This is a genomic window from Bradyrhizobium sp. SZCCHNR1098 (genome assembly GCF_032489375.1).
Classification (GTDB): domain Bacteria; phylum Pseudomonadota; class Alphaproteobacteria; order Rhizobiales; family Xanthobacteraceae; genus Bradyrhizobium.
Map to the genome: position 1 here is coordinate 371,987 of NZ_JAUEXY010000004.1, position 23,889 is coordinate 395,875.

At 66.6% G+C, this 23,889-nt stretch carries 21 protein-coding genes; 11 read left to right on the forward strand and 10 right to left on the reverse strand.

Annotated elements, in window-relative coordinates:
* Positions 1 to 79: 79 nt before the first annotated feature.
* Positions 80 to 580 carry a GNAT family N-acetyltransferase gene (locus QX135_RS12095; protein ID WP_315735867.1) on the reverse strand — a complete coding sequence of 167 codons (501 nt, stop codon included), beginning with the start codon at positions 578 to 580 and terminating at the stop codon, positions 80 to 82.
* An 84-nt stretch (positions 581 to 664) separates the two neighbouring features.
* Between QX135_RS12095 and tldD the strand changes: the two genes are divergently transcribed.
* The 4 genes from tldD (at position 665) to QX135_RS12115 (ending at position 3,875) form a co-directional block, all read left to right on the forward strand.
* On the forward strand, positions 665 to 2,089 hold the full coding sequence (gene tldD, locus QX135_RS12100) for a metalloprotease TldD (RefSeq protein WP_315735865.1): 1,425 nt from the start codon (positions 665 to 667) through the stop codon (positions 2,087 to 2,089).
* A complete protein-coding gene (gene lepB / locus QX135_RS12105) occupies positions 2,086 to 2,877 on the forward strand; it encodes a signal peptidase I (protein ID WP_315757600.1) in 792 nt (263 codons plus the stop codon). Before tldD ends, lepB begins: the two co-directional genes overlap by 4 nt.
* Positions 2,878 to 2,890: 13 nt before the next feature.
* Complete coding sequence (locus QX135_RS12110; RefSeq protein WP_315778356.1) at positions 2,891 to 3,229, forward strand: MmcQ/YjbR family DNA-binding protein; 339 nt, start codon at positions 2,891 to 2,893, stop codon at positions 3,227 to 3,229.
* A gap of 76 nt (positions 3,230 to 3,305) precedes the next feature.
* Entirely contained in the window at positions 3,306 to 3,875 is a 570-nt protein-coding gene (locus QX135_RS12115; protein WP_316234095.1) for a nucleotidyltransferase family protein, read from the forward strand.
* Positions 3,876 to 3,971: 96 nt separating this feature from the next.
* Here the strand turns inward: QX135_RS12115 and QX135_RS12120 are convergent, their stop codons facing one another.
* The 3 genes from QX135_RS12120 to QX135_RS12130 form a co-directional block, all read right to left on the reverse strand.
* Complete coding sequence (locus QX135_RS12120; protein ID WP_315784842.1) at positions 3,972 to 4,634, reverse strand: PAN domain-containing protein; 663 nt, start codon at positions 4,632 to 4,634, stop codon at positions 3,972 to 3,974.
* A gap of 250 nt (positions 4,635 to 4,884) precedes the next feature.
* On the reverse strand, positions 4,885 to 6,255 hold the full coding sequence (locus QX135_RS12125) for a glutamate--cysteine ligase (RefSeq protein ID WP_316234096.1): 1,371 nt from the start codon (positions 6,253 to 6,255) through the stop codon (positions 4,885 to 4,887).
* 96 nt (positions 6,256 to 6,351) lie between these two features.
* Positions 6,352 to 6,840 carry a helix-turn-helix domain-containing protein gene (locus tag QX135_RS12130; RefSeq protein WP_315735855.1) on the reverse strand — a complete coding sequence of 163 codons (489 nt, stop codon included), beginning with the start codon at positions 6,838 to 6,840 and terminating at the stop codon, positions 6,352 to 6,354.
* A 148-nt stretch (positions 6,841 to 6,988) separates the two neighbouring features.
* Here QX135_RS12130 and gstA point away from each other — a divergent pair, with 148 nt between their 5' ends.
* Positions 6,989 to 7,603 (forward strand): glutathione transferase GstA, encoded by a 615-nt coding sequence (gene gstA, locus QX135_RS12135; protein ID WP_315778359.1) that lies wholly within the window; start codon positions 6,989 to 6,991, stop codon positions 7,601 to 7,603.
* A 189-nt stretch (positions 7,604 to 7,792) separates the two neighbouring features.
* Here gstA and QX135_RS12140 read toward each other — a convergent pair whose 3' ends face one another.
* The 4 genes from QX135_RS12140 to QX135_RS12155 form a co-directional block, all read right to left on the reverse strand.
* On the reverse strand, positions 7,793 to 10,006 hold the full coding sequence (locus tag QX135_RS12140) for a 3-hydroxyacyl-CoA dehydrogenase NAD-binding domain-containing protein (RefSeq protein WP_316181298.1): 2,214 nt from the start codon (positions 10,004 to 10,006) through the stop codon (positions 7,793 to 7,795).
* A 153-nt stretch (positions 10,007 to 10,159) separates the two neighbouring features.
* On the reverse strand, positions 10,160 to 11,368 hold the full coding sequence (locus QX135_RS12145; protein ID WP_315735847.1) for an acetyl-CoA C-acetyltransferase: 1,209 nt from the start codon (positions 11,366 to 11,368) through the stop codon (positions 10,160 to 10,162).
* Positions 11,369 to 11,455: 87 nt separating this feature from the next.
* The gene (locus QX135_RS12150; RefSeq protein WP_316181295.1) at positions 11,456 to 13,246 is read right to left on the reverse strand and encodes an acyl-CoA dehydrogenase C-terminal domain-containing protein; all 1,791 of its coding nucleotides are present in this window, start codon (positions 13,244 to 13,246) and stop codon (positions 11,456 to 11,458) included.
* 128 nt (positions 13,247 to 13,374) lie between these two features.
* Positions 13,375 to 13,773 carry a nuclear transport factor 2 family protein gene (locus QX135_RS12155; RefSeq protein WP_315735843.1) on the reverse strand — a complete coding sequence of 133 codons (399 nt, stop codon included), beginning with the start codon at positions 13,771 to 13,773 and terminating at the stop codon, positions 13,375 to 13,377.
* A 137-nt stretch (positions 13,774 to 13,910) separates the two neighbouring features.
* On the opposite strand from QX135_RS12155, the gene QX135_RS12160 reads away from it, so the two are divergent.
* From QX135_RS12160 to QX135_RS12180, 5 genes are all read left to right on the forward strand, one after another.
* Positions 13,911 to 14,498 carry a PadR family transcriptional regulator gene (locus QX135_RS12160; RefSeq protein ID WP_316181293.1) on the forward strand — a complete coding sequence of 196 codons (588 nt, stop codon included), beginning with the start codon at positions 13,911 to 13,913 and terminating at the stop codon, positions 14,496 to 14,498.
* Positions 14,499 to 14,686: 188 nt separating this feature from the next.
* Positions 14,687 to 18,208, forward strand: a complete 3,522-nt coding sequence (locus QX135_RS12165; protein ID WP_316181292.1) for a hypothetical protein — start codon at positions 14,687 to 14,689, stop codon at positions 18,206 to 18,208.
* 151 nt (positions 18,209 to 18,359) lie between these two features.
* Positions 18,360 to 19,193 carry a hypothetical protein gene (locus QX135_RS12170; protein WP_316181290.1) on the forward strand — a complete coding sequence of 278 codons (834 nt, stop codon included), beginning with the start codon at positions 18,360 to 18,362 and terminating at the stop codon, positions 19,191 to 19,193.
* Between the two features lie 153 nt (positions 19,194 to 19,346).
* Positions 19,347 to 20,273 (forward strand): sulfite exporter TauE/SafE family protein, encoded by a 927-nt coding sequence (locus QX135_RS12175; protein ID WP_315735837.1) that lies wholly within the window; start codon positions 19,347 to 19,349, stop codon positions 20,271 to 20,273.
* A complete protein-coding gene (locus QX135_RS12180; RefSeq protein WP_315735834.1) occupies positions 20,270 to 21,049 on the forward strand; it encodes a TIGR02186 family protein in 780 nt (259 codons plus the stop codon). Before QX135_RS12175 ends, QX135_RS12180 begins: the two co-directional genes overlap by 4 nt.
* An 11-nt stretch (positions 21,050 to 21,060) precedes the next feature.
* Here QX135_RS12180 and QX135_RS12185 read toward each other — a convergent pair whose 3' ends face one another.
* Both QX135_RS12185 and QX135_RS12190 read right to left on the reverse strand, forming a co-directional pair.
* On the reverse strand, positions 21,061 to 21,840 hold the full coding sequence (locus QX135_RS12185; protein ID WP_316181288.1) for an MBL fold metallo-hydrolase: 780 nt from the start codon (positions 21,838 to 21,840) through the stop codon (positions 21,061 to 21,063).
* Complete coding sequence (locus tag QX135_RS12190; protein ID WP_316181286.1) at positions 21,837 to 22,757, reverse strand: DMT family transporter; 921 nt, start codon at positions 22,755 to 22,757, stop codon at positions 21,837 to 21,839. Before QX135_RS12190 ends, QX135_RS12185 begins: the two co-directional genes overlap by 4 nt.
* 97 nt (positions 22,758 to 22,854) lie before the next feature.
* Between QX135_RS12190 and QX135_RS12195 the strand changes: the two genes are divergently transcribed.
* Positions 22,855 to 23,721 carry a LysR family transcriptional regulator gene (locus QX135_RS12195; protein ID WP_316181284.1) on the forward strand — a complete coding sequence of 289 codons (867 nt, stop codon included), beginning with the start codon at positions 22,855 to 22,857 and terminating at the stop codon, positions 23,719 to 23,721.
* Positions 23,722 to 23,889 lie beyond the last annotated feature (168 nt).

Below are 23,889 nucleotides of genomic sequence, written 5' to 3' on the forward strand. Positions count from 1 at the left end.
CACGATTGACAGGCCCCTCCCGCGCACGATGCCGTGATCGAGCCGTGAGTTCGCGCGTCTGAATGCGCGCGCCGCGGCCTCAGCGCGGGCCGTCGAGCGCCAGCGCCATCACCAGCAGGGTCTTGTCGAACCCGTCATCGCCAGGCTCCCGCGGCTGCACCGCCTTGAGCAGGAATCCGGCCTTCTGGTACAGCCGGATAGCGTTGGTGTTGCTGCGGTAGACCGTGAGCTCGACACGCGAGAAGCCGGCCGCCCGCGCGGCTTCGAGCGCCGCCGCCATCAGTCGCCTGCCGAGGCCCTGGTGCCGGAACTGCGGCATTAGGCCCATGCCGAGCACCCCGATCCGGGCATCGATTGGCCCCGATTTGGGCGTCACATCGCACCAGCCGACCACCTCCCCGGCCGAGAGAGCGACGAATTGCGGATATCCCTCGTGGATGTTGTTCAGAATGAAGGCGCGCGTGGACTCCAGCGGCGGCGCCTGCACGAACGACAAATAGCGCCGCTCGCGCGCGACATGATCGAGCGTGCGGTGGAAGCTCTCGATGTGAGCGGACGTGATGGGAACGATCTCAACCATGTCAGTTCGGTAATCATCCAGCCCCTCGCGCCCCGGCGTCAAAACAACTATCTTGGAATGAACGCTCCGACAACGGATTGAAACATGACTGCTCCCACCACTTCCCTGCTCGAGCGCGCCAATCTGGATCGCGATGCGGTCCGGAGCGAGGTCGCGCGCGGCCTGGCCGGCGCCGATGACGGCGAATTGTTCTTCGAATACAGCCAGACCGAGGCGCTGACCTTCGACAATGGCCGGCTGAAGCAGGCGACCTACGACACCAGCCAGGGCTTCGGCCTGCGCGCGGTGAAGGACGACGCGGTCGGCTATGCCCATTCCTCCGACGTGTCGCTGCCGGCCCTGATGCGCGCCGCCGATGCGGTGAGCGCGGTCAGGGGCGGCTATTCCGGCACGTTCGCGAGCGCACCGCCGCACACCAACGTCCGGCTCTATGGCGACGACAATCCGCTGGACGCCCCGGGCTTCGAAACCAAGGTCAAGCTGCTCGGCGAGATCGACGCGTATCTGCGCGACAAGGATCCGCGCGTGCGCCAGGTGACGGTGAGCCTGGGCGCGACCTGGCAGGTCGTGGAGATCCTGCGGCCCGATGGCGAGAGCTATCGCGACATCCGCCCGCTGGTGCGCGTGAACATCTCCGTCGTCGCCGGCCAGGGTGATCGCCAGGAGAGCGGCGGCAAGGGCTATGGCGGCCGCGAGGCCTATGCGCGCTTCATCGAGACCAAAGCCTGGCGCGAGGCCGCCGACGGCGCGCTGCGCGAGGCGCTGGTCAACCTGGAGTCTGTCCCCGCCCCCGCCGGCGAGATGGACGTCGTGTTAGGGGCCGGCTGGCCCGGCGTGATGCTGCACGAGGCCGTCGGCCACGGCCTCGAGGGCGACTTCAACCGCAAGAAGACCTCGGCCTTTGCCGGACTGCTGGGCAAGCCGGTCGCCGCCAAGGGCGTCACCGTGGTCGATGACGGCACCATGGCCTCGCGCCGCGGCTCGCTGTCGATCGACGACGAGGGCACGCCGACCAGCCGTACCTTGCTGATCGAGGACGGCATTCTCGTCGGCTACATGCAGGACCGCCAGAACGCGCGGCTGATGAACATGGCGCCGACCGGCAACGGCCGCCGCCAGGGCTACGCACATGTGCCGATGCCGCGCATGACCAACACCTACATGCTGGCCGGCGAGCACGACCCGGCCGAAATCATCGCATCCGTCAAGAACGGCATCTATGCTGTCAATTTCGGCGGCGGCCAGGTCGACATCACCTCGGGCAAATACGTCTTCCAGTGCACCGAGGCCTACAGGATCGAGAACGGCAAGGTCGGTGCGCCGGTGAAGGGCGCGATGCTGATCGGCAACGGCCCGACGGATTTGAACCGCATCAGCATGATCGGCAACGATCTGTCGCTCGATACCGGCATCGGCACCTGCGGCAAGAACGGCCAGGGCGTGCCGGTCGGCGTCGGTCAGCCGACGCTTCGCATGGATCGCATCACCGTTGGAGGCACGGGCCGATGAGCCTCGACAAGATGTCCACGAGCAAGATCGGAACCAAGGCCGTGCGTAAGGAAACCACTTGGGGCGGTCAGCTTGCGCAACTCGCCGCCGTGGTGATGGTGGTGTTCGTCGCCAAGGGCGCGATCGCCGAGCCGTTCTACGTGCCGTCCGGCTCGATGGAGCCGACCCTGATGATCGGCGACGCCCTGCTGGCGTCGAAATTCCCCTATGGGTACGGCACCTCGTCGCTGCCGATGCAGATCACGCTGCCCGAGACCGGCCGCCTGTTCGGCGAAACGCCGAAGCGGGGCGACGTCGTCGTGTTCCGCTGGCCCGGCGACACCTCACAGGCCTGGGTCAAGCGCGTCGTCGGCCTGCCCGGCGACCGCATCCAGATGCGCCAGGGCCAGCTCTACATCAACGGCCAGGCAGCCGCGCTGAAGCCGGACGGCATCGGCGATGCCGAGGACGACACCGGCCGTAACGAGCCGGCCTATCGTTACGTCGAGACGCTGCCGAACGGCGTGTCGCATTTGATCTTCAAGATGCGCGACAACGGCCGGCTCGACAACACCCCGGAGGTGACCGTTCCGCCCGGCAAGCTGTTCGTGCTCGGCGATAACAGAGACAACTCCGCCGACAGCCGCGTTGCCTTGCGCGACGGCGGCGTTGGCTTGCTGCCGATCGACAACCTCGTGGGCCGCGCCGATGCGGTGGTCGGCTCCTGGGACCTCGGCTTCAAGAACCAGCCGGTCTGGGCCTGGCTGTCGGGCTTCCGGCTGGATCGCTTCTTCACCGCGGTGCGCTGAGCGGATCGCGGCCGTGACCTTCGACGATGTCAGGGCGCTTGCGCTGACATGGCCGGAGGTCGAGGACGGCACGTCCTACGGGACGCCCGCGCTGAAGGTGCGCAAGAAGATGCTGGCGCGGCTGAAGGAGGACGGGGACAGCCTCGTCCTGCCCGGCGTACTGCTGGATGAACGCGCGATGCTGGTCGAGACGCGCCCAAAGCTGTTCTATTTCACCGATCACTACCGCGACTATCCGATCGTGTTGCTGCGCCTGTCGAAGGCGAAGCGCGCCGACGCAGAGCCGCTGTTGCGCCGGCAGTGGCGGGCCCTGGCGTCAAGGAGAGCCGTAGCCGTGTTCGATCGCGGCTGAAACGGGCTGCACGCCGTTCTCCATCTCGTGTATTGAACGTGTCGACGGCACCCATGTTCTGATGCCTTCGACCATCATGACCAAAGACGATTTCATCGCAGCCGCGCTGCGCAACCCCGTCAACACCGCGATCATGCGCGTGCTGCGTGAAACGGCCGTGCCCGATGCCTGGGTCGTCGCCGGCTGCCTGACTCAGAGCGTCTGGAACGTGCGGACCGGCCGTCCGATCGATCACGGCATCAACGACTACGACATCTTCTATTTCGATCCGGATACGTCGTGGGATGCTGAGGACGCCGTCATCCGGCGCATCACATCCTGCCTCCATGACATCGAAGCCAAGGTGGAGGTGCGCAACCAGGCCCGCGTCCATCTCTGGTATCCCGCCAAGCACGGTCGTCCCTACTCCGCCGTGTCGCGATCAACCGATGGAATCGACCGGTTTCTCACCGTCAACACGCAGGTCGGGCTCCGCCCCGCCGCCGATGGATATGAGCTCTATGCGCCCAAGGGCTTCGGTGACATCGCGCAGATGATCGTGCGGCCGAACCACACGGCCAATTTCTCGGCGACGAACTACATCGCCAAGGCGGAACGTTGGAAGGCACTGTGGCCTGAGATCACCGTGATCGTCGCGGAAGACTAACATTGTTGGACCAACACGTGAAACGACAGGGACGCGGGCATCTTTGTTTGCCGTCCTATAGCCGGCCCGCAAAATAGCGGCCCTCGTCGCCCCGCGCTATCGCACCACGCCTGACGTGAACCCCGCGCGGCGCCGCGGCGGCTTGATCTCCTTCTTCAGGAAGCAATGCGCCTCCTTGCCGGCATAGCCGGGCCGCGAGAAGGTCCAGGCCCGGCATTTGTTGTCGCCGGTGCAGGCGGCCTTGCAGATCTCCTCGGCGTCGGCGGCCTTCTCTTCCTTCTTGTCCGCCGCCTTGTCACCGCTGCTCTTGTCGCCCTTGTCGGCGGCCTTCTCGGCCTTGTCGCCGCCCTTCAGATCGGTGGTCTTGATGTCGAAGCTGCGGTAGTCGCCGCCGGGACGGTCGATCGACGTCTCGACCGCATCGTTGCGGATCTCGACGACGCCCGCGCCACGCACGCCGGAAACGCAGCAATTGTCCGGCACGCGCGCCGGCACGCTGTTCTTGAGCCAGCACACCGCACCCGCTTCCATCACGGTCGGATAGTTGAAGCTCCAGGCGCGGCACCGCCGGTCGTGCTCGCACAGCAGCGCGCAATCGGCCGGGTCGCCGGAGGTGATCGGCGCGCTCATATAGTCGCCGCCGGGGCGATCGGAATAGGTCTGGGCTGAAGCCGGCGTCAGGCACACAGCCGCGAACAGGCACGCCAGTGCCCTCAGCCATGCCCCGATGAAGCGCCCCACGCGCCGCCGCTGAACCATCCGACCCATTGTTAATGTTCGAGTTTTCTTGCGAGTTTTTAGGCAGTCATTTGATCGCCATGAACCTGTATGGCGGATGAACGGCTCGGACCGGTGGGAGCAGCGGAAGGCAACGCAGCGGCGCCCAGGCGCTGAATCGAACCTGGGACACAAATCGCAACAAAAAACAGCGGACCCAAGCCGCCAGCCGCCTCAACGTGGAGCAGACGGCGCAGCGAACCTGCGACGGTCGCAGGCTCAGCCGTTCCGATCAGAACGCATATTCGTCGTAGGCCGGCTCGACCGAACCGCCCCACGGGCCGTCGAACTTCTCCAGCATCTCCTCGGCAGGCGAGCGGCCGCAATCGATGATCTGATCGAGCGGCTCGAGATAGCGGCTCTCGTCGCGGCCGAGATGGTCGATGCGACCGCGCCGGCGCAGGCCGAGATGCGCCAGGGTCAGGCATTCCTTGGCGACCTCGAACACGTAGCGATTGCGGATACGCGCCTTGAAGCCGAGGCGCGGCACGTCGTCGCGCAGGTTCTGGCGCTCGAACGCGGTCCAGGTCTTGACCAGGTCCCAGGCCGCGTCGAGGCTGACGTCGTCGTAGAGCAGGCCGACCCAGAACGCCGGCAGCGCCGGCAGCCGGCCCCACGGCACACCGTCGGCACCGCGCATTTCCAGATAGCGCTTCAGGCGCACCTCCGGGAAGATCGTCGAGAGGTGATTGGCCCAATCCGACAGCGTCGGACGCTCGCCCGGCATCGCCGGGTTCTTGCCTTCGAAGAAGTCGCGGAACGAGGTGCCGGAGACGTCGATATAGGTCTCCTCGCGTTTCACGAAATACATGGGAACATCGAGCGCGTAGTCGACCCAGCGCTCGAAGCCCATGCCATCCTCGAACGCCCACGGGATCATGCCCGAGCGCTGATTGTCAGTGTCGCGCCAGATCTCGGAGCGGAACGACAGGAAGCCGTTCGGCTTGCCTTCGGTGAATGGCGAATTGGCGAACAGCGCGGTCGCGATCGGCTGCAGCGCCACCGAGACCCTGAGCTTCTTGACCATGTCGGCTTCGGAGGAGAAGTCGAGATTGGTCTGCACGGTGCAGGTCCGGTACATCATGTCGAGGCCGTAACGGCCGACCTTCGGCATGTAGCTGGTCATGATCTTGTAGCGGCCCTTGGGCATCAGGGGAATTTCGGCACGCGACCAGGACGGCGTCATGCCGAGCCCGAGAAAGCCGATGCCGAGCGGAGTCGCGATCTCGCGTACCTGCGCCAGATGCGCCATCAGCTCCGCATGCGTCTGGTGCACGGTCTCGACCGGCGCGCCCGACAGCTCGAACTGGCCGCCCGGCTCCAGCGAGATGGCGCCGCCGCCGGTGACATCATAGAGCCCGATGATGTTGCCGCGCTCCATGATCGGCTCCCAGCCGAGCAGGAGCTTCATGCCTTCGAGCAGCGCGCCGATGCCGCGCGCACCCTCGTAAGGGACCGGGCGGTGACCGTCGAGCGTGAACGGCGTCTTCTCGTGCTCGGTCCCGATGCGGAAGGCGGACGGCGGCTTCACGCCGGCCGCGAGCCACGCCACCAGTTCGTCGCGCGACTGCAGCGGGGTCATATCGATCTGGTCACGCGCCATGGGAGTCTCGGTTCAGAAGCGCTTCGAGGGTCGCGCGTGGTGACAGGAAGGGCCGCGGACCCCAGGGGGCCGCGGATGTGAATGGGAACGGATGCTTCATCGGGTCGCCGCGCCCTCTCCGGCCGCCAACGGAGCGGCCTGACCACAGGAGCAGCCAAGCCGATCCAGCAGCATGCAAAGCTTGGCGGCGTCGGTATCCGACAGCTTGGAGCCGACATGCTTCTCGATCGCGGCGGAATAGGCCGACCACATCCGCTTCTGCAGTTCGCGTCCGGCCTCGGTGATCTCGACGAACTGGCCGCGCTTGTCCATCTTGCATTCGCGCCGGACGACCAGACCTTCTTCGACCAGCCGGTCGATCAGCCGGGAAGTGGAATATTGCGGGATCAGCATCTGCCGCTCGAGCTCGACCGGGCGCAGCTCGCCCGCGGGCGCCCGGGACAGCTCCAGCAGCGCATCATACCAGGCGAGCGGCGGAAAACCGGCCTTCTTCAGCTCCTGCTCGACGCAGTCCAGCACCCGGCTCTGGACCCGCATCAGGCGGATCCAGGCGGCGGTCGCCTCGGTCGATGGTTTGCGTTTCATGGGCCGGCTCGTATCCTTCAGGTCCTCGTTCTAGCGCATTCGATGCACCTGCATCAATCTTGACTATTCCATGCAAGTGCATGTAAGGGCGGGTGTGACGCCGCGATCGGTTCCAACCACGACGATGGTCTCACGGAGGGAATACCCAATGAAGCTTTATTATTCACCCGGCGCCTGCTCGCTCTCGCCCCACATCGCCCTGCTCGAGGCCGGCCTGCCCTACGATCTCGTCAAGGTCGATCTGCGCGCCAAGACCCTGGAAAATGGCGACGATTACCTCAAGGTCAATCCGAAGGGCCAGGTGCCGGCGCTCGGGTTGCCGAGCGGCGAGATCGTGACCGAAGGCCCGGTCATCGTCCAGATGATCGCCGACCGGGCGGCGACCAAGAACCTCGCCCCGGCGCGCGACAGCGGCGAGCGCTACAAGCTCTTGGAGTGGCTGAACTTCATCACCTCGGAGCTGCACAAGAATTTCAGCCCGATGTTCTCGCCGGTGCTCTCCGACGACGCCAAGGCGTTCTTCAAGGACCGCGTGATGGGCAAGTTCAAATATATCGACGGCCAGCTTGCCGGCCACGACTATCTGATGGGCCAGCAGTTCACGGTCGCCGACGGCTATCTGTTCACCATCCTGACCTGGGCGGACCGGATGAAGTTCGACCTGTCGGCGATGCCGAATCTGGTGGCCTACAAGAACCGCGTCGCCGCGCGGCCGAAGGTGCAGGAGGCGCTGACGAAGGAAGGGCTGATGAAGGCGGGGTGAGCGAGATCTTGAAAGAACTCGCCGTTGCTTCTCGGGCGGTCTGTTCTCTCCCCCCTTGTGGGGGAGAGATAGAGAGGGGGGTAGCCACAAGCGCTGGTGGCTGCGGCTACCCCCCTCCCTAACCCTCCCCCACAAGGGGGGGAGGGAATGGACAGCAAACGCGGCTCGCTTCCGCCTAGCATTCCGGTCTCAAGCCGCCGCCTTCTTCGGCGGAAAGCGGCCGTAGAAGGTTTCGCCCTTGGCGGCCATCTCTTCCAGCAGCTTCGGCGGGGCGAAGCGCGAGCCGTACTTCTCTGTGAACTTGTGGCACAGCTCGACGAACTTCTTCGTGCCCATGAAGTCGATGTAGGACAGCGTGCCGCCGGTGAACGGCGCGAAGCCGAAACCGAGGATCGAGCCGACATCGGCCTCGCGCACGTCGGTGATGACGTGGTCCTCGACGGTGCGCGCAGCCTCCACCGCCTGCACCACCAAGAAGCGCTGCTTCAGCTCCTCGACATCCAGCGTATCGGGATCGAGATGCTTCGGCTGCAGCTTGGCGAGATCGGGCCACAGGCTCTTCTGACCCTTGCCCTTCTCGGGATAGTCGTAAAAGCCCTTGGCGTTCTTGCGGCCGAAGCGGCCCTGCTTCTCGACCAGCTCGACCATCAGCTTCTTGTGGTCCTGGTTGATCGCGTTGGGTCCGAGATCGTGCTCGGTCGCCTTCATGATCTTGAGGCCGAGATCGAGTGCGACCTCGTCCGACAGCGACAGCGGACCAACCGGCATGCCGGCCATCTTGGCCGCGTTCTCGATCATCGCCGGCGGCACGCCTTCGAGGAACATCTCGTTGCCCTCGGCGATGTAGCGCATCACGCAGCGGTTGGCGAAGAAGCCGCGGGAGTCGTTGACCACGATGGGCGTCTTGCCGATGGTGCGGACATAGTCGAGCGCGGTCGCCAGCGCGACGTCGCCGGTGGCCTTGCCCATGATGATCTCGACCAGCATCATCTTCTCGACCGGCGAGAAGAAGTGGATGCCGATGAAGCGGCCCTGGTCCTTGAACTCCTCGGCCAGCGAGGTGATCGGCAAGGTCGAGGTGTTGGAGGCGAAGATCGCGCCGTCCTTCAGATGCTGCTGCGCCTTGGCGTAGGTCTCGGCCTTGACCTTGCGGTCCTCGAAAACGGCCTCGATGACCAGGTCACAATCCTTCAGCGCGGCGTAGTCCGCGGTCGCGGTGATGCGGCCCATGATCGCCTCGGCCTCGCCCGGCTTGGCACGGCCCTTCTTGACCAGGCCATCGACCACGCTCTGCGCATGCGCCTTGCCCTTGTCGGCGCTCTCCTGGTCGCGGTCGATCAGCACGACCTCGAGCCCGCCGCGCGCCGAGACGTAGCCGACGGATGCGCCCATGAAGCCGGCGCCGATCACGGCGATCTTCTTCAGCTTGCTTGGCGGCACGTCGACCGGGCGGCGCGCGCCCTTGTTCAATTCCTGCATCGAAAGGAACAGGCTGCGGATCATCGCCGCGGCTTCCTTGGAGCGCAGGATGTGGGCGAAGTAGCGCGACTCGACGCGCAGCGCGGCGTCGATCGGCAACTGCAGGCCCTCATAGACGCAGCTCATGATGGCACGCGCGGCCGGATAGTTGTCGTAGGTCTCGCGGCGGTAGATGGCGTTGCCGGCCGGGAACATCATCATGCCGTTCTTCGAGAACACCGGGCCGCCGGGCAGCTTGAAGCCCTTCTCGTCCCACGGTGCGACGGCCTTGCCGCCGGCCTTGATCCAGTCCTTGGCGGCCTTGATCAGATCCGCCGCCGGAACGATGGCGTCGACCAGCTTCAAGGCCTTGGCCTTGTCGAGCGTCAGCGCCTCGCCCTTCAACAGCAGGTTCATCGCGTCCTGCGGCTGCACGATGCGCGGCACGCGCTGGGTGCCGCCGGCGCCGGGGAACAGGCCGACCTTGATCTCGGGCAGGCCGAGACGGGTCTTCGGGTTCTCGGCCGCGACGCGGTGATGGCAGGCCAAGGTCAGCTCGAAGCCGCCGCCGAGCGCGAGGCCGTTGATCGCGGCGACCCACGGCTTGCCGGAGGTCTCCATCGCCCGGTAGATCTGCGAGAAGCGCCGGCTGTTGTCGAACAGCATCTGGTTGGCGGCTTCCTCGCCCTTGCCCTTCAGCACCTCGGCATAGGAGCGGTTCATGCCCTCGAGCATGGACAGGTCGGCGCCGGCGCAGAACGCCTCCTTGGCCGAGGTGATGACGACGCCCTTGATGGCGGCGTCAGCAGTGGTCTCCTTGACGATGGTCTCGAGTTCGATCGCCGAGGTCTCGTCCAGCACGTTCATCGAACGTCCCGGGATGTCCCAGGTGATCAGCGCAATGCCGTCGGCATCGGTTTCGAGCTTGAAGTTCTTGAAGGCCATGTGGTGCTCCCTCGTGCCTGCAGCCGGTCGGCGCGGCAAAAAATCCTGCGATCGTAGGGTGGGCAAAGGCGCCCTTGCGCCGTGCCCACCGACGGTGTCGATGAAGACGATGGTGGGCACGCTTCGCTTTGCCCACCCTACGTTAGGGGTTCGTCACACCCGCTCGATGATGGTCGCGGTGCCCATGCCGCCGCCGATGCACAGCGTGACCAGCGCGGTGGCCTTACCGGTGCGCTCGAGCTCGTCGAGCACGGTGCCCAGGATCATCGCGCCGGTGGCGCCGAGCGGATGGCCGAGCGCGATCGCGCCGCCATTGACGTTGATCCTGTCCTTGTCGATCTCGAACGCCTGCATGTAGCGCAGCACGACCGAGGCGAACGCCTCGTTGAGCTCGAACAGGTCGATGTCCGAGGTCTTCATGCCGGAGCGCTCGAACAGCTTCTCGGTGACGTCGACCGGGCCGGTCAGCATCATCGCCGGCTCGGATCCAATATTGGCGAAGGCGCGGATTTTCGCGCGCGGCTTCATGCCATACTTCGCCCCGGCCTCCTTGGTGCCGAGCAGCACCGCGCCGGCGCCGTCGACGATGCCCGAGGAGTTGCCGGCGTGATGCACGTAGTTGACGCGCTCGATCTCCGGATGCGACTGGATCGCCACCGCATCGAAGCCGCCCATCTGCGCCATGGCCGCGAATGACGGCTGCAGCTGCGCCAGCGACTGCATCGTCGTCGACGGTCGCATGTGCTCGTCCTTGGCGAGGATGGTCAGGCCGTTGATGTCCTTGACCGGAACGACAGACTTGTCGAAGCGGCCTTCCTCCCAGGACTTCGCCGCGCGCTGCTGGCTCTGCACCGCGTAGGCGTCGACGTCGTCGCGCGAGAAGCCGTACTTCGTCGCGATCAGATCGGCGGAGACACCCTGCGGCATGAAGTAGGCCGGCACCGCCATCGACGGGTCCATCGGCCAGGCGCCGCCGGAGGCGCCGATGCCGACGCGGCTCATCGACTCCGCGCCGCCGCCGATGACCAGCTCATGCTGGCCGCTCATGATCTGCGCGGCGGCGAAATTCACGGCGTCGAGGCCGGAGGCGCAGAAGCGGCTGATCTGAATGCCCGGGACGGCGTCGCCGAGACCCGCATTCAGCGCGGCGAAACGCGCGATGTCCGAGCCGGCCTCGCCGACCGGATCGACCACGCCGAGCACGACGTCATCGACCGCGTCCTCGGGAATGTTGTTGCGGTCCTTGAGCGCCTTCAAAGGCACCGTGGCGAGCGCGAGCGCGGTCACCTCATGCAGGCTGCCATCGGATTTGCCGCGGCCGCGGGGGGTACGCACGTGGTCGTAGATAAAGGCCTCAGGCATCACGCCCTCCTCATCTGATCGGATTCGTTGTCGTTGGTGTTCGACGGTAGCCGGCGCGCGAGCGGCGCACCGGCTCCCGCCGCAGCATCAGAAGGCTTCCGCCGGCAGCTCCATCACGGTCGCACAGCCGGCCTGCAGGCGGGCGAGATGCGCGGCCGTCTCAGGGATCACGCGCTCCATGAAGAAGCGGCCCGTGACCAGCTTCGTGGTCAGATAGGTCGAGCTGTCGCCGGCCGCAATCTTGTCCTGCGCGACCTTGGCCATCTTCGCCCACATGTAGCCGAAGGTGACCAGCGCGAAGAGATGCATGTAGTCGGTCGCGGCGGCGCCGGCATTGTCCGGCTTGGTCATCGCGTTCTGCATCAGCCACGTCGTGGCCTGCTGCAGATGGCCGAGCGCGGTCGACAACGGGGCGACGAACGGCTTCATCGCGTCGTTGCCGCCCTGCTCCTTGGCGAACGAGCCGACCTCGTTGAAGAAGGCCATCACGGCGCGGCCGCCGTCGCGCGGCAGCTTGCGGCCGACGAGATCCAGCGCCTGGATGCCGTTGGCGCCCTCGTAGATCATCGCGATGCGGGCATCGCGCACGAACTGCTCCATGCCGTGCTCGGCGATGTAGCCGTGGCCGCCATACATCTGCTGCGCCTGCACCGCGTTGGCGAAGCCCATGTCGGTCATGTAGCCCTTCATGACCGGGGTCATCAGGCCCATGTGGTCGTCGGCGGCCTGGCGGTCCTTCGGGTCCTGCGAGCGGTGCGCGACGTCGCTCTTCAGCGAGGTCCACACCACCATGGCGCGCGCGGCCTCGTTGAAGGCGCGGATCGACAGCAGGGTGCGGCGCACGTCGGGATGCACGATGATCGGATCGGCCGCCTTGTCCGGCGCCTTGGCACCGGTCAGCGAACGTCCCTGGATGCGCTCGCGCGCATAGGCGACCGCGTTCTGATAGGCGACCTCGGACTGCGCGAGCCCCTGCACGGCGACGCCGAGCCGGGCCTCGTTCATCATCACGAACATGCCCTGCATGCCCTTGTTCTCTTCGCCGATCAGCCAGCCGGTGGCGTTGTCGTAGTTCATCACACAGGTCGAGTTGCCGTGGATGCCCATCTTGTGCTCGATCGAGCCGCAGGTGACGCCGTTGCGCGCGCCGACGGTGCCGTCCGGATTGACCATGAATTTCGGCACAACGAACAGCGACACGCCCTTGATGCCGGCCGGTGCACCTTCGATGCGGGCAAGCACAAGGTGGATGATGTTGGAGGCCAAGTCGTGCTCGCCGGCCGAGATGAAGATCTTGGTGCCGGAGATCTTGAAGCTGCCGTCGGGCTGGCGCACCGCCTTGGTGCGCAAGAGACCGAGATCGGTGCCGCAATGCGGCTCGGTGAGGTTCATGGTGCCGGTCCACTCGCCCGCCACCATCTTCGGCACGTAGGTCTTCTTCTGCTCCTCATTGCCATGCACGATCAGCGCGGCGGTGGCGCCCATGGTGAGGCCGCCATACATCGAGAACGCCATGTTGGCAGAGCACTGGAATTCGTTGACGGTCTGGCTCAAGGTCACCGGCAGGCCCTGCCCGCCATATTCGGTCGGCGCCGACAGGCCGAGCCAGCCGCCCTCGACGATCTGCTTGTAGGCCTCCTTGAAGCCCTTCGGCGTGGTCACGCTGCCGTCGTCATGGCGCTTGCAGCCTTCGAGATCGCCCACGCGATTCAGGGGGTGCAGCACCTCTTCGGCGAGCTTGGCGGCCTCGCCGAGGATCGCCTCGCGGACATCGGCCGAGGCATCGGAGAAGCCCGGCAGATTGTCGTAGCGGTCGATCTGGAACACGTCGTTGAGCAGGAAGGTTACATCTTCCACGGGGGCTTTGTAGATCGGCATCGGCGTCTCCGGCAGGAAGGCTGAAGTTTCAGACTGAAATTGTGCGGACGCGGCAGGCAATGCTGGCCGCGGACTGTAGCGACTTCTAAGAGCTTGCGGCAGCCATTCGTTTGCGGCTGTCGGTCACATCACGACGGCTTGCTCATCGCGGCCAGCTGTTCACCCATCAGGCGGTGCAGCAAATTGATCGCCTTGAGCGGGCGCACCATCACCTTGAAGTGAGTAATCCGACCGGCGTCATCGAAAGTGATGATGTCGACGCCATTGAGCTTGATGCCTTCGATCTCGTTCTCGAATTCGAGCACGGCGCCCGTGGCGTTACGCCACTCCCCGACATACTTGAATCCGGGACCGCCTAAGACTTTCTCAGCACTCGCGAGATATTTGAAGGTGATGTCGCGGCCGCGCTGCGGCGTATGCACGACGGGACTTTCGAACACTGCGTCGGGGTGCAGCAGCTCCCGCAGCGCGCCGAGATCGTGAGACCTCATATAGCCGTACCATCCATCGAGGCCGGTCATTGTCATTGGGCGTCTCCTCGGAGCGGAACAGGCCAGCACCACAACCACCCCATATGCACATTGACGCATATGCGCTAGTGTGCATAATGTCAAGCGTGGAGCGGGGCAGAACACGATCAGAAAAACGGGAGCAATTTCCGGCCATGGCCCTCGGCGACGCCATCCTCGCCTGCCTCACCGAACATCCGATGACGGGCTACGAGCTCGCCAAGACGTTCGATTCCTCGATCGGCTTCTTCTGGAAGACGGACCACCAGCAGATCTACCGCGAGCTGTCGCGGCTGCGCGACCGCGGCTACATCCAGGGTCGCGAGGTGGTGCAGACCGGCAAGCCCAATAAGCTGGTCTACACATTGACCGCGGAGGGCCGCGCGGCGTTTCGCAACTGGGCGGCGCGGCCGAGCACGCCGGCCTCGACGAAGGACGATCTTCTCGTCCGGCTCTATGCACTGGGCGCCGCCGACATCGGGCCGATCCGGGCGGACCTGATGGCGCGGCTCGAGCATCATCGCGACCGCGCCGAGCGCTACGATCGCATCCTCAAGAAGCATTATGCGGACGGCAACGTGGCCCCGGCCGATATGGGCAAGCTCCTCAACCTGCGTCTCGGCCTGCGCCACGAACGCATGGTGGCCGAATGGTGCGAGGAAGCGATCACCGCGCTCTCGACGATATCCGGCGCCAGCAGCGCACGATCGCTCGATCCATCATCGCGTGAAAATGCCGGCTGATACCCGCCGTTCGATAGGGCAAAACTTCTGACCGCGCCGGCAGTAAACTTAACGCGTTATTTACCGTAAAAGTCAAAAGTCGGGACCTGGAGCAGACGATCTGCGCGGACCCGTTCATGTTCATGTCCGGGACGCGTGGAGAGGCTGGAGGCGCTTGGTGGAGCGCTGGAAGCGGAACCGGACGAGACATGAATTCGCGCGTACCGTGGAGTAATGAAGGCATCGACCCGTCCGTCCGTGAAAGGGCCGAGGCCGCGGCGCAACGCGCCGGCATGACGCTGAACGACTGGATCAACTCCACGCTCGGCGCATCTACCCCGCCCGACTTCCGTGGCAGCCACGCGCCGCGCAGCACGCCGACCGTCAGCCGCGATGCCCGCGAGGTGACCGACATCCACCAGCGGCTCGACTCCATCGCACGGCAGATCGAGCAGATGTCGCGCCCCGTCGCGCGCAAGGATGCGCCACGCGACGAGCAGGGCGTCGCGCGTCAGCTGAACGATGCGATCTCGCGGCTCGACGCCCGCCTGTCACAGATCTCGACGCCGCTGCGCAAGCCGGACACCGAAGACCGCTATCGTGGTCCTGACGGCGTCGAGCGCGCCGCCGCGCAGCTCTACCGGCCCGCCCAGCCGCTCAGCGCGGGTTCGTTCGACGTGGCCGTCGCGGAAATCAGCGCCCGCCAGAGTGAGCTCGACAATGCGCGCCCGCTGCCGCCGCACCAGGCGCCGCCGACCGCGCCTGCCATGGCATCCGCAGCAGCGCCGTTGATGACCCCGATCAGCGCGCCGCTGACGCCGCCGCAACCGGCCGCCCCCACGCCCGATTTTTCGCTGCTCGAACGCCATCTGCTGAAGATCACGAGCCAGATCGAGGCGCTGCATCGCCCCGACGACGGCATCGAGCAGTCGATCGCCGGCTTCCGCAACGAGCTCTCCGAGATTCGTCACGCCATCACGGAGGCGATGCCGCGCCGGGCGATCGAGTCGATCGAGAACGAGATTCGCTCGCTGTCGCGCCGCATCGACGAGAACCGCAACACCGGCGTCGACGGCCAGGCACTGGCCGGGATCGAGCGCGCGCTGACCGACATCCGCGAGGTCGTCGGCTCGCTGAAGCCTGCCGAGCAGCTCGCCGTCTATGACGAGGCGATCCGCAATCTCGGCGCCAAGCTCGACCTGATCCTGCGCGCCAATGACGACCCCGGCACCGTGCAGCAGCTCGAAAGCGCCATCGCGGCGCTGCGTGCGATCGTCGCCAATGTCGCCTCCAACGACGCCCTGGAACGGCTGTCGGACGATCTTCGGCAGCTGTCGTCGAAGGTCGACCAGGTCACGCAGGCGCGCGACAATCACGAGTCGTTCCACGACTCCTTTGCGGCGCTCGAACAGCGCATCGCCGCGCTGACCTCGACGCTGGAGAGCCGCGAGCCGCCGCCGGCAGCGCGCGACAACACCGCCCAGATCGAGGACGCGCTGCGCGGCCTGTCCGACCGCATCGACCGCCTGCAGGTCGGCAACGACGGCTCATCGGCGATCACCCATCTCGAACAGCGGATCAGCTATCTGCTGGAGCGGCTCGAGGCCGCCAACGACCCGCGCGGCGGCAACATGACCCGCGTCGAGGACGGCCTGCAGGACATCCTGCGCTATCTCGAACGGCAGCAGGCGACATTCGCAGCGCTGGCGGAGAGCCGGTCGCAGCGCGAAACGTCGCAGGACGGCGGCCTGATCGACATGGTCAAGCGCGAGCTGTCCGACATCCGCTTCAGCCAGACCGAGACCGACCGCAACACCCAGGACTCGCTCGAGGCCGTCCACAACACGCTGGGGCACGTCGTCGACCGCCTCGCCATGATCGAAGGCGACCTGCGCAATGTGCGCGCCACCGCGGGCCCGCCGGCCGCGCTGCCGCCGCTGGCACCGCCAATCGAGTCGCCGATGCCGGCTGCACGCGCGCCGGCGCCCCAGGCCCATGCCGAGCCGGCCAGGCCAGAGCCTGCCTACCGGCCGGAGCTGCCCAATCCGGCGGCCGAGCAGCCAGCGGGACAGATTGTCGCTCCGGCCGCGGGTCAACAGGCGTTCGCGGCCGCCTCGCGCGACTTCCACGCCGCTCAGGCGCCGGCGGCTGCCATGCCGCCGCCGATTCCGCCGAAGGCGATCGCCGACATCCTGGAGCCGCACGCGGCACAGGCGCCCCGCGCGACCATCATCGTCCCCGAGCTGCCACCGGATCATCCGCTTGAACCGGGCACCCGTCCGCCTAGCCGGACCGCATCGCCCGCCGAGCGGATCGCCGCGTCCGAGGATGCGCTGAGCGAGCTTCCCGCCGGCAAGCGGGAGCCGGTGTCGACGTCGAGCTTCATCGCGGCTGCGCGCCGCGCGGCGCAGGCCGCGGCGGCTGCACAGCCCGATGACGCCAAGAAGGCGAAGAAGGACAAGCCGAAGGAGAAGGCCAAGGAGCCGCCCAAGGACGTCGTCAAGGAAGTCGCCAGCGACGTCGCCAAGCCCAAGGCCAAACCCAAGGACAAGCCGACGTTCGCTCTCACCGCTGAGGGTGACGAGGAGGTCTCGACCATCGGGTCGAAGATCCGTTCGCTGCTGGTCGGTGCCAGCGTCGTGGTGATCGTGCTCGGCACCTTCAAATTTGCGATGTCGCTGCTCGACAGCGGCAGCACGCCGCCGCCGATCTCGCCGATGGAAACCCAGGGCGAGGCGCCCCGGGCGCAGATGCCGTCGGCCTCGCCGGGCCTGTCGCCGCGGCCGACGACGCCCGACCAGAGCGTGCCGTCGTTGACGTCGCCGACGCCGATCGACCGTCAGTCCTACAACCGGGCCATGCCGAGCGAAGCGGAGACGATCGCGATGCTCGCGATCCCGCAGGACGTCGAAAAGCCGGCCACGGTACCCGCTGCCGTCCCCACTGATGTCACCGGCACGATCCCAACCGCCGCCAACGGCCAGAAGCTCGGTCTGGTGCAGGTGCCCGCCTCCGAGAAGCTGCCTGATGCCATCGGCGGACTGGCGCTGCGCAACGCCGCTCTGAAGGGCGATCCGACCGCCGCCTACGAGGTCGGCGTGCGCTTTGCCGAGGGCAAGGGTGTCGCGGCGAACTATGAGGAAGCCGCGAAGTGGTATGACCGCGCGGCACAGGCGGGGCTGATCCCGGCGGTCTTCCGTCTCGGCACCTTCTACGAGAAGGGTCTCGGCGTGAAGAAGGACGCCGACATCGCCCGCCGCTACTACGTCGTCGCCGCCGAGCGCGGCAGCGCCAAGGCGATGCACAACCTCGCCGTGCTGGATGCCGACGGCGGCGGCAAGGGCGCGAACTACAAGAGCGCCTCGCAATGGTTCCGCAAGGCCGCCGAGCGCGGCGTCGCCGACAGCCAGTTCAACCTCGGCATTCTCTATGCCCGTGGCATCGGCGTCGAACAGAACCTCGCCGAGTCCTACAAATGGTTCACCCTGGCCGCAGCGCAGGGTGACGTCGATGCCGGGCGCAAGCGCGACGATGTCGCCAAACGGCTCGATGTCCAGTCGCTCGCCGCGGCCAAGCTCGCGATCCAGACCTTCACGGTCGAACCGCAGCCCGACGACGCCGTGAATGTGCCGGCACCCGCCGGCGGCTGGGATGGCACGCAGGCGATCGCCAAGGCAGCCGCGGCCAAGGCGGCGCTGGCGAAGCGCGCGGCTGCGACGGCGCTGCGCTGACGAGGGCATTTCTCTGGGCAGGCTGACGAGCGCTCGCGCGCGGCCTGCAAAATCCTCCCGGCTTGCGATCGCGCCGCCATAGTGTCGCGCGGTCGATCGATATAGGTTGTCGCGGCGGATCATCACGAGCGCCGCGAGGGAGCATCGACGCGTGTCAGCGGGGAACGAACAACACGACGGCGCGCGCTTCCTGCAGTCGCCGACGGGCCCCCGCGTGCCGCCGCGGACCACGGCGAACGTCGCCCCCGCTCCGCCTCCTCGCCAACCAATCCAGCAAGTGACCGACGGCTATCCTGCGGCGTTCCGATGGCGTCGGCTGGCTTCCGTCATTTTCTTCGTTGCAATCCTACTCGGCGGGGGCATTCGCGCCTACCGCGACCTGTCGCGACCCGACGCCTGGTCGTTCTGGAAGGATCAATACATCTCGCCGAGTCTGTCGGCGGCGCTGGTCGCCGACCCCGCGCTTGCCGGGCTGGGCGACAGGCGCACCGTGCTCGCCGTCAGCGGCCCCATCGGACCCGCGGCGGCCGGCTGGCTGCGCGAGCGGATCAGCGAGGCCCATTTCAAGCCGGGCGACCTGATCCTGCTGTCCTCGCCCGGCGGCAACCTCGACCAGGGAGTGCTGATGGGCGAGATCATCCGCGCTCACGGACTCGCCACCGCCGTCGGCGTGGCCGACAATTCCGGCCGCATCCGTCCGGGCTTCTGCGCCAGCGCCTGCGTGTTCGCCTTTGCCGGCGGGCAGACCCGCTATGGCCTCGATGGCTCGGCGCTCGGCGTGCACCGCTTCACGTCGGAGGCCCGTGGCGCCGACGCGGTCGCCGACACCCAGCGCGTGACCGGCGCCATCCTCGGCTATATGACACGCATGGGCGTATCGTCGCAGGTCATCGAGGCGATGTCGCAGACCCGCGAGATCCGCTGGCTCGATCCGAGCGATGCCGAGGCCATGAGGCTGGTGACCGCGCCGCTCAAGGCCCTCTGACGGAGCGCCCAGACCCCCACGCTCGGCGCCGGTGGATGTCACTTTGGGCGGGAATGACTGATCCCTTCGCTCCCATTTTCGGTTATGCAGGAGCCCGGCGTCCTGCTTTGCATGCGCGGGATGCTCGCTCGAAGGTTCGCAGAGGCCGCGCCGATGCAGATTTATCTTCCGATCGCCGACATCCCGGTCAACATCTTCCTGTTGCTGGCGATGGGCGCGGCCGTCGGCTTCGTCTCCGGCATGTTCGGCATCGGCGGCGGGTTCCTGATGACGCCGCTCCTGATCTTCGTCGGCATCACGCCCGCGGTCGCGGTCGCCTCGGTCTCCAGCCATATCGCCGCCTCCTCGTTCTCCGGCGCGCTGTCCTATTGGCGGCGGCGCGCGATCGATCCCTCGCTGGCCTCGGTGTTGATGATCGGCGGCGCGCTCGGCACCGGGCTCGGCGTCGCCACCTTCACCCTGTTGCGTTCGCTCGGCCAACTCGATCTGATGATCGCGCTGTCCTATGTCGCCCTGCTGACGAGCGTCGGCGGCACGATGTTCTGGGAGGGTCTGCGGGCGATGATGCGCGCGCGCCAGGGCGCGGTCGCGACCGTACGGCGTCCGGGCAGCCATGTCTGGATCCATGGCCTGCCGCTGAAGATGCGCTTCAAGCGCTCGAAGATCTATGTCTCCGTCATTCCGGTGATCGCCATCGGCCTCATCATCGGCTTCCTCGGCGCCGTGATGGGCATCGGCGGCGGCTTCATTCTGGTGCCCCTGCTGATCTACCTGCTGCGCGTGCCGACCTCGACCGTCATCGGCACCTCGATGGTCCTGACGCTCGCGACCATGATGATCGCGACCATGCTGCACGCGATGAGCAATCATCTGGTCGACGCCGTGCTGGCGCTGATCCTGATGGTCGGCGGCGTCACCGGCGCGCAGTTCGGGGCCCGCGCCGGCCAGATGATCCGCGGCGAGCAGCTGCGGTTGCTGCTCGGCCTGCTGATCCTCGCCGTCGGCATCCGGTTCGCGATCGAGCTCGTGATCAAGCCCGACGACCTGTTCACGATCCGCGAGACCGAGATCAGCAGATGACGCCGCTCCGCCTCGCCAGCCTCACCTTCATGCTGCTGCTTGCCGGCGCCGCATCGGCGCGCGCCGAGCGGCTGATCGTCTCGGTCTCCAACCATCGCGTGACGGTGACGCCGAACTATTCCGGGGAGGAGCTGGTGCTGTTCGGCTCGGTCGAGAAGGACGTCCAGACCCCGCCGGGTCGCACCGCCTATGACCTCGTCGTCACCGTCCGGGGGCCGCGCGCCGACATGGTGACGCGGCGCAAGGAGCGCAAGTTCGGCATCTGGATCAACACCGACTCGCGCCAGTTCCTCAAAGTGCCCGGCTATCTGGCGCTGTTCGCCAACCGCCCGTTCGACACGATGGCCGCGCCCGAGGTGCTGCGCCGGCAGCAGCTTGGACTCAACAACGTGCTGCTGACCCAGCGCGTCGGTCCTGACTATGCCGACGTGGTCCCGAACGACGCGTTCCGCAGCGCTTTCGTGCGACTGCAGTCGCAGCACGGCCTGTATCGCGAGGACACGTCCGCGGTGACCCTCCTGACGCCGACCCTGTTCCGTACCGGCATCCCTCTGCCCGCTGCGGTGCCGATCGGCACCTATGAGGTCGAGATCAAGCTGCTCGCCGACGGCGCGCTGGTCACCAAGACCGAGACTGCGTTCGAGATCGTCAAGGTCGGCTTCGAGCAGTTCGTCGCGAACTCAGCGCGGCAGAACGGCTTCGTCTATGGTCTCGTCACCGCCGCGATGGCACTGATGACGGGATGGATGGCCTCGATCGTGTTCCGTCGGGATTGATCTTTTCCGCCTCATTGCGAGGAGCTGGACGACGAGGCGATCACCGTCCTCACACCGGGCTCCAGAAGCTTCAGCCGCGCACCGAACCCGAGCGCATCGAAGGTCTTGCGCAGATCCTGCGCGTCCTGGCGGAAATGGGCCCAGCCGTCCGTGTGAACCGGAACGATGGCGGCCTCGGCAAACACGCGCGCGGTCTCGACCGTGTCGTTGGTATCCATGGTGAGATGGAACGGCCCGCGTGTCTGCGCCGCTCCGGCAAAGGGCATCACGACGCCAGGCTTGAAACGCCGCGCCACCTCCGCCACGCCGTCATAGAACACCGTGTCGCCACTGACATAGACGGGCGCGCCGTGCTGCGGGATCAGGACGAAGCCGATCACATCGCCCGCGAGCGGCTCGATGCCGGCGGGACCATGGCGCGCCGGCGTCGCCGCGACCGTCAATGTCCTGCCGCCCTTGCTGAGCTGCGTCGTCTGCCACGGCGCCAATCCTTCCGCCGGCGCACCGAGCCTGCCTGCGCCGACTTCCGTCGTGAGCACGCGCGGTGCACGTGTCAGGAAGGCGCGGCCGCCGTGGTCGAGATTGTCGGAATGCTGGTCATGGCTCAGCAGCACCGCATCGACCTCGCCGATCGCCTCCGCGGTCATCGCCGGTCCAGTGAGCTTCTCCAGCACGACATGCGGCAATTCATAGCGGCCGGGAGCATCGAATGTGGGATCGGTCAGCAGGCGGAAGCCATCGATTTCGATCAGGGCGGTCGGGCCGCCGATCAGGGTGATCGCAACGCTCATGATGATGCTCCAACGGTTCGGGCCGGCGCCCGCGTGACCAGATAGATCCCGAGCGCGACGGGAACGACGCCGAGCAGGTCCTGCAGCGCCACGTGCTCGCCGAGCACCAGGAAGGCGAAGATCATCGCCAGCGGCGGCATCACGAAATGATAGGCGCTGGCGGCGGTCGCGCCGCAGACTTTCAAGAGATGGAACCAGAGCACATAGGCCAGGATCGAGCCGCCGAGCACGAGGAAGGCGAACGCGCCGATCAGTTGCGCATTCGGCACGATCTCGCCCACGTGCGACACGCCGAGCGCGACCGGCCACAGCACCAGCCCGGCCGAGAGGTTCTGGATGCCGTTGCCGACCCACAGGCTGCCCTTCGGGGCGAGCTGCTTGAACAGGATGGTGCCGGTCACGATCGAGGCCAGCGCCGCCAGAGTATAGAGAATACCTTCGAGCTGGTCGGTCCCGACGGACATGCGGTGCCAGACGATCATGGCGACGCCGATGGTGCCGAGCGCGAGGCCTGAGATCTTGCGCAGGGTCAGCGGCTCGCCCAGCAGCAACGCCGCGAACACCGCTGTGAACACGGGATTGGCCGAGACGATCAGGCCGCCGAGCCCCGCCGACACCGTCTGCAGCCCGGTGTAGCCGAGGCCGAGATAGAGCGCGTTGTTGGCGATGCCGATGATCGCGAACACGGCCGCATCGCGCCAGCTCATGCGCAGCTCGCCCCGGACCGCCGACACCACGAGAATGAGGACGCCGGCGAGCGAGAACCGCGCCGCAAGTAGCAGCAGCGGCGGACAATAGGTCACCCCGATCTTGCCGGCAACGAAGGCAAAGCTCCACAGCAAGCAGAACAGGCCGATTTCGAGCGGCAGCAGGTTCGACTTCATCGGGGTCACGGCAACCGAGGAAACGGACGACATCGGAGCTCTCCTTCGTCGCCGGTGTAGGGCTGTTCTTTCCCATTTGGAAATTAAATGATAGACTGACACTCAGTGGTTTTTCGAATGGAGGTCCCGCGTGCTCGATCTGGACCTGTTGCGCAGCTTCGTCTCGGTGGTCGAGGCCGGCGGCTTCACCCGCGCCGGCGAGCGCGTCCACCGCACGCAGTCGACGATCAGCCAGCAGATCCGGCGGCTCGAGGAGGATCTGGGCCAGACGCTGCTCAACCGTGACGGCCGCGAGGTCACGCCGACCGAGGCCGGCGAGCGGCTGCTGTCCTATGCCCGCCGCCTGCTGGCACTCGCCGAGGAGGCCCGCGATGTCGTGGCGCGGCCCGGACCCGACGGCGCGGTGAAGCTCGGCATCCCCGAGGATTTCGCCGCCTACCGGCTCGCCAAGCTGCTCGCCGCGTTCGCACGCGCCCATCCCGATCTCAGGCTCGACGTCCGCGCCGACCAGAGCCTCAACCTGAAGCGCGACATCGAGCGCGGCGATCTCGATCTGGCGCTGCTCAAGCGCGGCATTGACGACACCAGGGCGGCGATCGCGGCGTGGCCGGAGCAGATCTATTGGGTGACCAGCAAGGCCCATCCCGTCGACATCGACGCCCGCTCGCTGCCGCTGATCGGCTTCCCGCTCGGCTGCCTCTATCGGACCCGGGCGATCCATGCGCTGGAGAGCAGAGGGCGCGCCTGGCACATGGCCTATACGTCATCCAGCCTCGCCGCTGTGCAGGCCGCGGTCGCGGCCGGCATGGGCCTGAGCATCCTCTCGGAAATGTCGGTGCAAGCGGAGCACCGCGTGCTGACCGCCCGCGAGGGCTTTGCGCCGATCGACCGCACCGAGGTTGCGCTGCTGGCCTCGCCCGATGCCAGCCCGGCGACGTTGCGCCTGGCCGACCGGCTGGCCGAGTTCTGCGAGAAGGTGCAGGCGAAGGCGGCGTAGCAGCGAGACGTCCGCGACTCCTGCGACCATGGCGCCACGAGGGCGGTGCGTTCCCTCTCCCGCTTGCGGGGGAGGGTTAGGGAGGGGGCCGCTCCGACAGCGGTGCGCTTGGCGCCCCCTCTCCAACTCTCCCCCGCAAGCGGGGGAGAGGGCGCAGCGGTGCGCGCA

Coding starts and splice junctions, on each gene's coding strand:
- QX135_RS12160 (WP_316181293.1), top strand. CDS start 13,911: ATGGCCCTCGGCGACGCCATCCTCGCCTGCCTCACCGAACATCCGATG.
- gstA (WP_315778359.1), top strand. CDS start 6,989: ATGAAGCTTTATTATTCACCCGGCGCCTGCTCGCTCTCGCCCCACATC.
- QX135_RS12180 (WP_315735834.1), top strand. CDS start 20,270: ATGACGCCGCTCCGCCTCGCCAGCCTCACCTTCATGCTGCTGCTTGCC.
- lepB (WP_315757600.1), top strand. CDS start 2,086: ATGAGCCTCGACAAGATGTCCACGAGCAAGATCGGAACCAAGGCCGTG.
- QX135_RS12150 (WP_316181295.1), bottom strand. CDS start 13,246: ATGCCGATCTACAAAGCCCCCGTGGAAGATGTAACCTTCCTGCTCAAC.
- QX135_RS12190 (WP_316181286.1), bottom strand. CDS start 22,757: ATGTCGTCCGTTTCCTCGGTTGCCGTGACCCCGATGAAGTCGAACCTG.
- tldD (WP_315735865.1), top strand. CDS start 665: ATGACTGCTCCCACCACTTCCCTGCTCGAGCGCGCCAATCTGGATCGC.
- QX135_RS12145 (WP_315735847.1), bottom strand. CDS start 11,368: ATGCCTGAGGCCTTTATCTACGACCACGTGCGTACCCCCCGCGGCCGC.
- QX135_RS12115 (WP_316234095.1), top strand. CDS start 3,306: ATGACCAAAGACGATTTCATCGCAGCCGCGCTGCGCAACCCCGTCAAC.
- QX135_RS12125 (WP_316234096.1), bottom strand. CDS start 6,255: ATGGCGCGTGACCAGATCGATATGACCCCGCTGCAGTCGCGCGACGAA.
- QX135_RS12185 (WP_316181288.1), bottom strand. CDS start 21,840: ATGAGCGTTGCGATCACCCTGATCGGCGGCCCGACCGCCCTGATCGAA.
- QX135_RS12095 (WP_315735867.1), bottom strand. CDS start 580: ATGGTTGAGATCGTTCCCATCACGTCCGCTCACATCGAGAGCTTCCAC.
- QX135_RS12140 (WP_316181298.1), bottom strand. CDS start 10,006: ATGGCCTTCAAGAACTTCAAGCTCGAAACCGATGCCGACGGCATTGCG.
- QX135_RS12130 (WP_315735855.1), bottom strand. CDS start 6,840: ATGAAACGCAAACCATCGACCGAGGCGACCGCCGCCTGGATCCGCCTG.
- QX135_RS12165 (WP_316181292.1), top strand. CDS start 14,687: ATGAATTCGCGCGTACCGTGGAGTAATGAAGGCATCGACCCGTCCGTC.
- QX135_RS12120 (WP_315784842.1), bottom strand. CDS start 4,634: ATGGTTCAGCGGCGGCGCGTGGGGCGCTTCATCGGGGCATGGCTGAGG.
- QX135_RS12175 (WP_315735837.1), top strand. CDS start 19,347: ATGCAGATTTATCTTCCGATCGCCGACATCCCGGTCAACATCTTCCTG.
- QX135_RS12155 (WP_315735843.1), bottom strand. CDS start 13,773: ATGACAATGACCGGCCTCGATGGATGGTACGGCTATATGAGGTCTCAC.